This is a genomic window from Lentibacillus salicampi, from assembly GCF_004565465.1.
GTDB classification, from domain to species: Bacteria; Bacillota; Bacilli; order Bacillales; family Amphibacillaceae; genus Lentibacillus; species Lentibacillus salicampi.
The window spans coordinates 37,805-50,007 of record NZ_SRHY01000002.1; the positions used below are offsets into that span (position 1 = coordinate 37,805).

Consider the following 12,203-nt stretch of genomic DNA (forward strand, 5'->3'; position numbering starts at 1 on the left):
CCCCCTATCTCACGTCACCGCCGATAATGGTCATTTCAACATTGGTCTCCAGCAGTTCATCCGGATGTTCCATCTTGAATGGATCACGGGAATAAACCGTCATATCGGCCAGTTTGCCACGGGAAATAGTTCCTTTATTATTTTCCTCATTTGTCGGCCAGGCGCCCATTTCCGTAAATAGCCGGAAAGCTTCATGCATTGATAGTTTTTCTTGCGGGTTCCATCCGTCATGGCTTTCCCCGGGTGCCTTTCTTGTCACGGCAGCATGAATGCCCATAAGCGGATCAACCGGTTCGACAGGCGCATCGGAACCGCCGGCACAAATGACACCCGCTTGCTGCAATGTTTTCCAGCTATAGGAAAGTGCGGAGCGTTTTCCTCCCAGCCGTTCCTTCACCCATGGAAAGTCACTTGGAACGAACCGCGGTTGGATATCGGCAATCCGACTCGGGTTTGCCAGCCGTTTAATCAAGTCTTCTCTCAATATTTGCACGTGAATGATTCGGTCCCGGTATGAAACAGCAGGGAATTGGTCCAGAATATCGAGGACGTTTTCAAGTGCCTGGTCGCCAATTGTATGCACGGCTATTGGCATGGAAAGATTCCGTACATCCTGAACCATTTCATAGAGTGTCGCTTGATCGTACATGGCTTCACCATGCGTTTCCGGCGCATCGCTGTATGACTTTGACAGTAACGCGGTCCGTCTTCCAAGTGCTCCATCGGCAAACAGTTTAATAGCACCGATTTGTAATGTGTCATTGCCGAAGCCTGCATACATGCCATTCGTTCTGAGGTCGCCGAGAAAGTCATAATCGATTAATAGATTGGTTCGAAGGCCAAGCTGCTCCTGATTCAGCAATTCATCATACAGTTGATATGTCTGGTTGAGGCCGCCTAAAAAGTGCGGGTCATTCGTATGGACGCTCGTAAGCCCTTTTGAAAGGGCAAATTGGATCGTTTTGCGCAAAGCACTTTTCAGCTGGTCATATGATTTTTCCGGAATATATTCCGTAATGAGCTGTGACGCCGATTCCAGCAAAAGGCCGTTTGGCTTTTTGGTTCGCTCATCAAGCACAATGGTCCCACCCTCAGGGACAGGCATTGATGGATGGTAATGGCTTTCCTCCAGGGCTTGACTGTTGACGAGAAACGCATGGCTGCAAACCCGCGGAATGTATAACGGATTAGCCGGCGAGACATTGTCCAATTCGTCAATCGTCGGTATGCCGCCGTCGGTAAATAAGTTTTCATCCCAGCCCCTTCCAAGCAGCCATTCACCTTGCTTTAAGTTTTTTGCATATGCTTGTATGTTCTCAAGCATTTCACGTTTGGAAGTGACCCCGGTCAAATCCAGGTTAAGAAAATGCTCAGCAGTGATTGACAGGTGCATATGACTGTCAATCAGACCGGGGGTGACAGCCTTCCCGTACAAATTGATCGTTTCACTTTCGGGATTTTCCCAACGCAACAGCATATCAGCAGTTGACCCCATATCAATGAACCGGCCGTTTTCAACAACAACAGCCTGTGTCATCGGCCTTATTTTGTCAAACGAATAAAAGCTCCCATTTATATAGATTTTCCGCATTTATTTAACCTGCCTTCCTAGTGGCAAAGATTCGTTCGTCGAGTTCTTATCATCATAACAAAAAAACAGGCGTATCGGTAGAATGACATTTATGAATCGATCATATTTTTAATTATTGAAATTAATTCCTATCTATAGCAAAATAGAAGCAACAAGACGAGGGCAAAGGCTATTAATTAATTTTTACTGTCCTGTAGATGGGAGGCGTCTTTATGATTATTAATGAGGATTATGTTGATAAGCGGGATGTTGTTTATGTGAAGGAGACTGATAGTAAGGAACAGGCATTGAGCAGGCTGGTAGATTCGGGTTACCGTTGTATTCCGGTGCTTGATGAAGCTGAGGAAAAATATGTCGGCAATATTTACAAAGTCCACTTGCTGGAACGCGAAAATGACGGAACACTGGAGGGGCCTGTCAGTGAGCTGGTGAAGGATCAAACAGGATTCGTGAATAAAGAAGATCCGTTTGTCAAAGTGTTCTCATCGATTAAGCGGCTGCCATTTTTAGGTGTTGTCGATGACGAGAAGAACTTCCTGGGTATTTTAACCAACGGGAACATTATTGAAGTGTTGGAAAATGCCTGGGGCGTACACAATGGCAGTTACTCGCTCACGATTGGTACGATTGAATATGCTGGCGCTTTGAGAAAAATGCTCAAGGTGGTTAACAAGTATTGCAATTTGCAAAGCGTTATCTCCTTGAACAACGATTCGCAATTTGTCCGGCGTGTCTGCATTGTATTGCCGGACGATGTGAACGAAGAAACGATGCGGCGCGTTGTCGAGGATTTGGAAAAAGATAAATTTACCGTGACAGACATTGAGGTATTGTAAAAAGATAAAGGGACGGAGGCAATATCCCTATACATTATGGCGTGAGGAGACAAACCTCGCGTCTTTTTTGGTGTCTAAGAAAATTATTGTTCGAAAGCGCCGGGGAACTGGCAACGCTAAAGCTGCAGCAGAGACCTTGGTGGAACGAGCTCTTGGCGCAGTTCCAGCGCTTACCCCCTCGAGGTCTCAAGCAATCATTTTACGTGGCAAAACTCGCCACTACAAATTCTTGCTTAAGTTTTTCGGGGGTGAACAAGGCGCCCTGCGCTTTTCTTATGGGCAGACGTGGTGACGCATCTGAAAGTTTTTATTTTTGATTGTTTATGAATGTTTTTGGTGGTATTATAATGGTAATGGAGGGTTGATGTGATGTTAACCGAAGAACGGCATCAGGTTATTTTAGATTTGCTGAAGCAGGATGGTATTGTTAAATCACAGAACTTGATGGGTATCATCGGCTGTTCGGAGTCGACCATCAGAAGGGACTTGGACCAGATGGAAGAAGCCGGGGAGCTGACGCGTATCCACGGCGGAGCAAAACGTACCTATCATCTGGATGAGGAATTAACGACTTCGGAAAAATCATTCAAAAACATTCAATCTAAAGAATCAATTGGGCAAATGGCAGCCAATCTTATTGAAACCAATGATGTCATCTTCATTGATGCCGGCACGACCACCGTCGCTATGCTGTCCTATTTAAAACATAAGTATATCACGGTTGTGACAAATGGCATTCAACATGCTTCATTTCTGGCTGATCAAGGAATTGAAACCTATCTGCCAGGCGGAAAGATCAAGCCGTCAACCAAAGCCATTATCGGATCGCAAAGCTTGAACGAACTTAAAAACTACCGATTCGATAAATCTTTTCTGGGCATGAATGGCATTGATCTGGCATTTGGCTGTACGACACCGGACCCGGAGGAAGCAGTTTTAAAGCAAATAGCCCATCAGCAGGCGGCTGCCACCTTTCTACTGGCAGATCAGAGCAAATGGAATAAGGTTAATTTTGCGAAAGTGTGTGAACTGGAGGATGTCACCATTGTCACCGATCAATTAACCAATCACCTTGAGCATTATCGGGAAAAAACAACTATCATGGAGGCGGCAAAATGATTTATACGATAACGCTTAATCCTTCAGTCGATTATGTTGTCCAGGTCAATCAATTAAACCTTGGCGAGTTAAATAAAGTGGAAAATGCGATGAAGTATCCCGGCGGTAAGGGGATTAACGTCTCCCGCGTGTTGCATGAACTGGAATATGACACGACAGCCCTTGGGTTTTTGGGCGGTTTTACCGGGAATTTTATTGCAGAAGCACTGGATAACAAGGGCATTGAAACGAACTTCACACCGATTCAGGATGATACACGGATCAATATTAAACTGAAGTCTGGAACAGAAACAGAAATCAACGGCCGGGGACCGGAAATCCTGGCGAACGAAGCGGATCATTTGCTGCATCAGCTTGACAATGTCACCAGTCACGACACGGTCATTTTATCTGGAAGCTGGCCACCATCGTTAACGAAAAACTTTCAGCAACAAATGATTGAGCGCATTTCGGCATCCGGTGCCACGTTTGTCATTGATACGACAGGCAATGCTCTGAAATCGGCATTACCTTACCGGCCGTTATTGGTCAAACCCAATAAGGAAGAGCTGGCCGACTTGTTTGGCGTTACCCTCAGCAGCAAGCATGACGTCATGCACTACGGAACTAAATTACTCGATCTGGGCGCCCAGCATGCCATCGTTTCCATGGCCGGCGAGGGTGCGTTGCTGTTTACTGAAAAAGGAATTTACCATGGATCAACACCGACGGGAGAAACCAAAAACTCTGTCGGAGCTGGGGATTCAATGATTGCAGGGTTCACCGGCACGTTTAGGAAAACAAGGGATGTGATGGAAGCTTTCCGGATGAGTCTCGCTTCAGGCAGTGCGACTGCCTTTTCGAACGATTTAGCCATGGCCGGGGATATTTTTTCATTACGGGAAAAAATCGATATCACCCGCATTTCTAAATAAAGGGGAGGAGAAGCATGAACATTAATAACTTGCTGCGAAACGATATCATGATCATGGATATGAAGGCCTCAGACAAATCGGCTGCCATTGACGAAATGGTGGCGTCCCTTGAGGCAAACAATGTGGTAAATGATGCCCACACTTTTAAAGAAGCGATTTTAAAACGGGAAGAGCAGACTTCGACCGGTTTGGGTGACGGTATTGCCATGCCGCATGCCAAAACGGATGCGGTCAACGAAGCGGCGGTTTTGTTTGCCAAAAGTGAGAACGGACTGGATTATGAGGCCTTGGATGGTCAGTCGACGTATTTATTTTTCATGATTGCGGTACCGGATGGCGCGAATGATACCCATTTGCAAACGTTGGCAGCGCTATCGAAAATGCTGATTGATCAGGACTTTATCGCGCAATTAAAACAGGCCTCAACACCGGAAGAGGTCCAGGCGCTTTTCCATCAGGAAGAGAAGGATCCATCGGGAGGACCGTCTGAGAACGAAGTAGACGGTGGTGTAGAGGAGCGGCCATTCGTTGTAGCGGTTACTGCATGTCCAACCGGAATTGCGCACACATACATGGCTGAAGATAAGTTGAAAAAACAGGCAGCTGAAATGGGTGTGGACATCCGGGTGGAAACGAACGGCTCGGATGGTACGGCAAATCCCCTGACTCAAGCAGAAATTGAGCGGGCGGCAGGAGTCATTGTTGCGGCTGATAAAAATGTGGCGATGGCCCGTTTTGATCAGAAACCGGTGCTGGAACGACCGGTAAGTGATGGCATCAATAGCGCGGAAGAACTGATCACGAAAGTGGTGAATCGTGACGCCAACATTTATCATGCGGGTGAAGCCGTTGAAACGGATGACGATACAGAATCCTCAACGTCTGTATGGAGGAAAATTTATAAAGATTTGATGAATGGTGTTTCGCATATGCTGCCATTCGTTGTCGGCGGCGGTATTTTGATGGCAATTTCGTTTCTCGTGGAAGGGGTTCTGGGAGAAGATCATGAACTTTTCACCTTCTTCAATACAATCGGAAGTAATGCCTTTAGCTTTCTGATTCCAATTCTTGCCGGATATATAGCTATGAGCATTGCTGACCGACCTGGATTGATGCCCGGGCTTGTCGGCGGTTTTATGGCCGTTGAAAGCAATGCCGGTTTTCTTGGCGGGCTGGTTGCCGGCTTCCTCGCCGGTTATCTCGTGCTGCTTGTGAAAAGATGGTTCCGCGGCTTGCCAAAATCATTGGACGGCCTCAAGTCAGTGCTGCTTTATCCGGTAACAGGACTGTTTCTGATCGGGCTTTTTATGTACTTCCTGATCGATCCGGTTTTTTCAACAATCAATACCGGCATGATCAGTTTCCTGGAAGACCTCGGAACAGGCAATGCGGTCATTCTTGGGGCGCTGCTTGGCGGCATGATGGCGATCGATATGGGTGGTCCATTCAATAAAGCTGCTTATACATTTTCGATTGGCATTTTTAACGATACCGGAGATGGCAGCTTAATGGCAGCAGTTATGCTTGGAGGGATGATTCCGCCGATTGCCATTGCGCTGGCGACGACTTTCTTTAAAAGTAAATTTACGGAAGAAGAGCGCAAATCAGGTATGACGAATTATGTGATGGGCTTATCTTTTATTACAGAAGGAGCGATTCCGTTTGCGGCTGCCGATCCGATGCGTGTGATTGGCTCATCTGTTATTGGTGCGGTGATTGGCGGTGGTCTGACACAGCTTTGGGCCAGCTCAATTCCAGCGCCACATGGTGGTATATTCGTCATTCCGTTGGCTGACCATGCCCTTCTCTTCCTGGTGGCGCTTGCGATTGGATCCGTCATCACGGCAATTGTTCTCGGTCTGTGGAAGAAACCGATCCGATCATAATGTAAATGGCCGAAAAATGACATATGAATGAATGCAGGGAGTGTGATATGGAACCACGCTCCCTGTTTTTGATGGAAAAATACGTCTGGATAGAACGCCTGTCCCTGTGTACCGCTTAAATCTCGTCAGGCTGGCGGATGAAATTCGGGACTTCTTTTGCGCCAATCATGCGGACGTATGTGAACAGTTGTCCTTTGTGATGGATTTCGTGATCAATTGCATTGGAGAACCAATATGTGCCGGGTGCGCGCACTTTGTTGAACAGAATATACCCTTTCATCTGATATGTGAAAATAGTTGACATCTCTTCTTTGGTTTCTTCGGTGTACCGCTGCACGATTGTGCGGATATCGTTGATCGTTTTATAATTTTCTGTTGGCGGCATATCAAACTCGCCTTTTTTAATCCCTTTAACAAACATATGGGTTGAGGTCACGATATGTATGGCCAGCTCCCCAAGCGACATGGCACCGTCCCATGGCCTGTAATCCACATTCGTATCATCCACCAGCGCCAGTAAATCATCCAGCACCATCCGATGCTGCAGCCAGCCATTCACGGCACCTTCCATTCCGTTGCTCATTTAAATTCTCCTTTGCATCAATGGATATGTGTTCAGTATAACGGGTTTTGTGTTCGGTTGCCCAGTCGTAAGCCCTAAGAGCGCGGCGCGGGGGTTGCTTTTTTGTATCCTTAATGGACTTTTTACCTACAAATCGTGTCCCTGGACTAAAAATTAGTGCTTTTTGCATCTGTTAAAATGAGGCAAAATTATCTATATTAAAATAAATAGGCTTATCAATACGAAATCTATTAAAAGATGGGGCGTTGCCTTTTATAACGAAAACATGCCAGCGTTGACGGTGAATCGATTAGTTATCAGTGATCTGAATCTATTTGACTATCAGACATCGTAAGCAGTCTCGTGAATTCAGGGAGAAATTCCAAAAAGGGGAGAAGAGGATGCACATACAGATGAGGAGAAAGTACGCTAGTATCATGATGGTTATTGTATTGCTGGCAGGGTTACTGACACCGGCGGCCGGACCCATGACGGTTTATGCTGCACCGGCGGACGGGCCCATAACGGTCGCGGATGCCATTCAAAAGAATAATGATGGCAGCGAGCAGACTGTGAAGGGGTACATTGTCGGATATGTGATTGGACCGGGCAATGTGTCGCGGACTGATTTTCGGGAAGATTATAATGTTGCACTGGCAGATGAAGCCGGCGAAACCAATCCCGATGATATGTTATTCGTTCAGGTGACCGGCGATTACCGGGCTGAATTTGGATTGAAGACAAATCCGGGTAATCTGGACGAGGAAGTGACGGTTACCGGCAGCATGGAAGCATACCACAATCATAATGGGCTTAAAAATCCGAGTGACATGAGGTTTGCCTCCGACGAACCGGATGAGCCGCTTGAATTGCAGTCGATTGCAGATGTCAGGGACCAAGCGACAGGTAAGGCTAAAACGAAAGGTGTTGTCACCGCTAAATTAAACAACACCATTCAAATCCAGGATGAGACCGCAGCCATCGCTGTTCGTCCGGCATCACTTGATGTGCAATTGGGTGATGACATCACGGTGACCGGCAGTTTAAATGACTATCGGGGATTACTGCAGCTGGCTAACGCGACGGTTGATGAAAAAACGGCAGATGCAGCCATTCCGGATCCACTGTCCATTACCGGAAGCGAGCTGGAAAACCACCAATCAGAACTGGCTGTTATCGAAAATGTGACAATGACCGATGTGGAAAGTGGCGATGGCTGGGCGAATTATACCGCTGAAGATGAAGCCGGGAATACGTTTGTGGTACGGGATGAACGAGGTGAGTTAAATCTGGAAACAGGTGTTACCTATGATTCGATTACTGGTATTGTGACCCAATTTGATTCCGACCAGCAGATTATCCCGCGGAGCCAGGCGGATATCATTCGTGATGCATCTGCCGTACAGCCCGTAACCGCAAGCCCTCGGGCAGGGACGATCCCGGCAGGCACGGAGGTGACACTGGAAACGGCAACAGATGATGCTGATATTTTCTATACCACAGATGGCGGTGATCCAGCTGAAAATGGCGAGCTTTACAGCGGAGGAATCTCCGTTGATGAGGACGTCACCATTAAAGCAATGGCTGACAAAGAAGGGTTAACAGCCAGTGGGGTATCTGAATTCAGCTATTCTGTCTACAACCCTGAAGATGGTGTCATGATTCACGACATCCAGGGTGAAAGCCACGAATCACCGATGATTGGTAGAACCGTTCAGAATGTTGAAGGTATTGTAACGTATGAATATGAGATTAGGGGTTCGAATTATTTTCATATGCAGACACCTGAAGAAGACTACGACGGGAATGACAATACATCTGAAGGGATTGTTGTCTACACAGGGAACACTAATGATGTCAATGCAGGTGATCGTGTCAGTGTAACCGGGGAAGTTGATGAATATCAGATTGATGGGTATGACGATCGGACTGAGACAGATTTACCGGTTACAGAAATTACTGCCCGCGACGACCGTGGCGGTGAAATTGAAGTGATGGAAAGTGATGTGGACTTGCCGTCGCCAGTTGAAATCTCTTCAAGTGATATTCCGGAAGACATTGTTGGTGATGATGGTTTTGCCAGCTTTGATCCGGATCAATATGCGATTGATTTTTGGGAAAGTATTGAAGGAATGCGCGTAGAGGTTGCACCATCGCGGGCAGTTGCACCACAGGAACATGGTGATCTGGTCGTGGCGACAAACGAGTATACGCCGGATAACACGACAGATAATGGCGGTGTCCGGTTAACAGAAGAAGGCCCGAATGCTCAGACCATTCAGTTTAAGCTGCAGCCGAACGGGGAAGCAAGAGACTTTGCCGTCAAAACAGGCGATCAATTCACAGAACCAGTTGATGGTGTTGTGAATTACGGATACGGAAACTACAAAGTTTATTCCGATCTGGAAGATGTTCAATCTGTTTTTGCAGAAGGCGATACACAACCGGAAGGCACGGACATTGCTAAAGATGAAGACAAACTGACGGTTGCTACTTATAATGTGGAAAATTTCTCGGCAAATGAAAGTGAGACATCGCAGCAAAAAGCGGAAAACATTGCCCGTGCTTTTGCAGCTGATTTGCAAAATCCCGATATTGTCGGCATTGTTGAAGTGATGGACAACAACGGGCAGGATCAGGGACCTGATGATGCGGAAGCTTCTGCAAGTTATGAGCGATTGATTCATGAAATCAGTGACCAGGGCGGCCCTGACTATGAATATGCGAACATCGATCCCGAATACAATCAGGATGGGGGCGCGCCACATGGTAATATTCGCGTCGGTTTCCTTTACAATCCGGAACGTGTTTCGTTGATGGATGGTGAACATGGAACAGCTACAGAAGCGACAGATTACGAGAATGGACAACTGACGCTGAATCCGGGACGCATCGCCCCAAATAACGATGCATTTGCAAATACTCGCAAGCCATTGGCAGCTCAATTTGAATTTAATGGTGAAAGTGTCATCGTGGCTGCGAACCATTTTAATTCCAAGAGCGGTGACGATGGTGCATTTGGGAAAAACCAGCCGCCTGAATTAGGCAGTGAACCACAGCGCCGTGAGCTGGCACAAATCGTTAATGGATTTGTCAGTGATATTAAAGCGGAAAATCCGGACGAAAATGTGGTTGTTTTAGGCGATATGAATGACTTTGAATTTTCAGAGCCACTCGACATTCTGAAAGGTGATGAACTGATCAATGCCATGATGTCCATGCCTGCAGAAGAACGTTACACATACGTCTACCAGGGCAACTCACAGGTGCTGGACCACATGCTTGTATCGAAAAATCTGGCTGAAGTGACCGAGGTTGATGTCGCCCATGTCAATGCGGACTTTACGGACATGCATGGCCGTGCGAGTGATCATGATCCGATTCTGGCACAGATTGATCTGGAAGCAGCTGAAGAAGCGGATGGTAACTTTGACATGTCTATCATGCATATGAACGATACTCATGCCCGTGTTGAACCACTCACGAAAATGGTAACAGCAATTGACGAATTCAGGGAGGAAAATCCGGATTCACTTCTGCTGCATGGCGGGGACGTCTTTTCCGGAACCTTGTATTTTAATGAGTTCAGGGGGCAGGCTGATCTGGCCTTGCTGAATATGATGGATATGGATGCTTTTGTGTTCGGCAACCACGAATTTGACCTTGGTGGTGAAGAGGGCGGACATAAATCGCTGGCGGAATTTGTGGAAAATGCCAATTTCCCGTTTTTGGGTACCAACATTGACTTTTCCCAGGACCCTTACATGAATGGACTTGAAACGAATCAATCGCTGGCTGAAGATCCGGAGAACGGTGAAATTTACGATAGTATGATCAAAGAAATTGACGGTGAACAAGTGGGGATATTTGGTTTGACAACCGAGGATACGGCAAATATTGCAAGTCCGGCAGATGTCACATTTGAGGATTTCAAGGAAACAGCTGAACAGACGGTGGAAGCTTTTGAAGATGCAGGCGTTGACAAAGTTATTGCGCTAAACCACCTTGGCTATGATAGTGCACCTGAAGTGGGCAATGATTTGCGCATTGCGGAGGAGGTTGACGGCATCGATGTGATTGTCGGCGGCCATTCGCATACAGCATTGGACGAGCCAGTAAGTGTCACGAAAGATGCTGACGGGGAAACGAAAGAACCTACCGTGATTGTCCAGGCCGGGCAATATGCTGAAAACCTTGGTACGCTTGATGTGACGTTCGATGAGAATGGGGCCGTTACTGGTTATGACGGTGAACTGCTTGAAGTGGACGGGTTTGAACAAGATCCTGAAGCCGAGGAGGTTCTTGCACCGTATAAAGAACAAGTTGATGATGTCATGAACGAAGAAATTGGTGCAGCAGCTATGAAAGACCTGACAAACCCACGTCAGGATGAGCCGGGCGATGACAGTGTCCGAGCCAACGAAACAGAACTTGGCAATTTGGTAACAGATGCGATGCTCGCGGGGGCTCAGGACAAATACCCTGAGACCGTGATCGCCTTTCAGAATGGTGGAGGCATCCGTGCACCAATTGACGAAGGCGAGATTACGGCCGGTGAAGTGATTAGTGTGCTGCCATTTGGCAACAACCCGGTGATAGCCACATTGACTGGTCAGGAGATCAAGGATATTCTGGAGCACAGTGTTCGTCAAGCGCCGGCTGAAAATGGCGGATTTCTGCACGTATCGGGGATGCAATTTTACTACGACAGTGAGAAAGAGCCAGGCAACCGGGTCGTTGAAATGTCCGTTGAGGCGGACGGTGAACTGGAAGAGATTCAGCTTGATGCGGAATATCAGGTGACAACGAACGGCTTTACCGGTCAGGGCGGTGATGGCTTTGCAACGTTTGCACAGGCTTATGACGAAGGACGCGTCAAGGATATCGGCGAATCTGACTGGCAGCAATTGCGAGATTATATGGTTGAAGATTTGAATGGTGTTGTGAACCCTGAACGAGAAGGGCGGATTGTTGATCTGATGGGTGAGACGCCAGAAGAACCGGAACCAATCAATGCAGAAGATATACAGGAAAGCGTGACTTCACTTAAGGATAATGGCGAGATTATGGATGAACGTGCGGCACGTGCTCTTCACATGCATTTGACCGCCATCAGACATTATGAGAAAAAGGATTCAGGGGATAAAGTGGTCAAGCATATGGAAAGTTTTAAACTGCTCGTCCAATATCAGAAGGAAAACGGGCTTATATCGGAACAAGCACATGAAGAACTTCAGCGAATGGCTGATACACTCATCGGCCAGTGGCAATAAACCAAAAAGCAGCCCCCTTTGT

7 protein-coding genes are annotated in these 12,203 nt (G+C 47.0%); 5 read left to right on the forward strand and 2 right to left on the reverse strand.

Annotated features, from left to right (window positions below):
* Positions 1-4: 4 nt before the first annotated feature.
* The gene (locus E4U82_RS02500) at positions 5-1,591 is read right to left on the reverse strand and encodes an amidohydrolase (RefSeq protein WP_135108465.1); all 1,587 of its coding nucleotides are present in this window, start codon (positions 1,589-1,591) and stop codon (positions 5-7) included.
* Positions 1,592-1,803: 212 nt separating this feature from the next.
* On the opposite strand from E4U82_RS02500, the gene cbpA reads away from it, so the two are divergent.
* The 4 genes from cbpA (at position 1,804) to E4U82_RS02520 (ending at position 6,346) form a co-directional block, all read left to right on the forward strand.
* Entirely contained in the window at positions 1,804-2,427 is a 624-nt protein-coding gene (gene cbpA, locus E4U82_RS02505; RefSeq protein WP_135108466.1) for a cyclic di-AMP binding protein CbpA, read from the forward strand.
* A gap of 369 nt (positions 2,428-2,796) precedes the next feature.
* On the forward strand, positions 2,797-3,546 hold the full coding sequence (locus E4U82_RS02510) for a DeoR/GlpR family DNA-binding transcription regulator (RefSeq protein WP_135108644.1): 750 nt from the start codon (positions 2,797-2,799) through the stop codon (positions 3,544-3,546).
* Positions 3,543-4,460, forward strand: a complete 918-nt coding sequence (pfkB, locus tag E4U82_RS02515) for a 1-phosphofructokinase (RefSeq protein ID WP_135108467.1) — start codon at positions 3,543-3,545, stop codon at positions 4,458-4,460. Before E4U82_RS02510 ends, pfkB begins: the two co-directional genes overlap by 4 nt.
* A gap of 14 nt (positions 4,461-4,474) precedes the next feature.
* Positions 4,475-6,346: a PTS fructose transporter subunit IIABC gene (locus E4U82_RS02520; RefSeq protein WP_135108468.1), complete on the forward strand. Its 1,872-nt coding sequence runs from the start codon at positions 4,475-4,477 to the stop codon at positions 6,344-6,346.
* Positions 6,347-6,461: 115 nt separating this feature from the next.
* On the opposite strand, the gene E4U82_RS02525 is transcribed toward E4U82_RS02520, so the two are convergent.
* Positions 6,462-6,929, reverse strand: a complete 468-nt coding sequence (locus tag E4U82_RS02525; RefSeq protein ID WP_135108469.1) for a DinB family protein — start codon at positions 6,927-6,929, stop codon at positions 6,462-6,464.
* Between the two features lie 392 nt (positions 6,930-7,321).
* Here E4U82_RS02525 and E4U82_RS02530 point away from each other — a divergent pair, with 392 nt between their 5' ends.
* Entirely contained in the window at positions 7,322-12,181 is a 4,860-nt protein-coding gene (locus E4U82_RS02530; protein WP_209300529.1) for a 5'-nucleotidase C-terminal domain-containing protein, read from the forward strand.
* The last annotated feature ends 22 nt before the right edge of the window (positions 12,182-12,203 follow it).

Excerpts from the sequence above, each read along its gene's own strand:
- cbpA (WP_135108466.1), top strand. The coding sequence starts at position 1,804 with ATGATTATTAATGAGGATTATGTTGATAAGCGGGATGTTGTTTATGTG.
- E4U82_RS02530 (WP_209300529.1), top strand. The coding sequence starts at position 7,322 with ATGAGGAGAAAGTACGCTAGTATCATGATGGTTATTGTATTGCTGGCA.
- E4U82_RS02510 (WP_135108644.1), top strand. The coding sequence starts at position 2,797 with ATGTTAACCGAAGAACGGCATCAGGTTATTTTAGATTTGCTGAAGCAG.
- E4U82_RS02500 (WP_135108465.1), bottom strand. The coding sequence starts at position 1,591 with ATGCGGAAAATCTATATAAATGGGAGCTTTTATTCGTTTGACAAAATA.
- E4U82_RS02520 (WP_135108468.1), top strand. The coding sequence starts at position 4,475 with ATGAACATTAATAACTTGCTGCGAAACGATATCATGATCATGGATATG.
- pfkB (WP_135108467.1), top strand. The coding sequence starts at position 3,543 with ATGATTTATACGATAACGCTTAATCCTTCAGTCGATTATGTTGTCCAG.
- E4U82_RS02525 (WP_135108469.1), bottom strand. The coding sequence starts at position 6,929 with ATGAGCAACGGAATGGAAGGTGCCGTGAATGGCTGGCTGCAGCATCGG.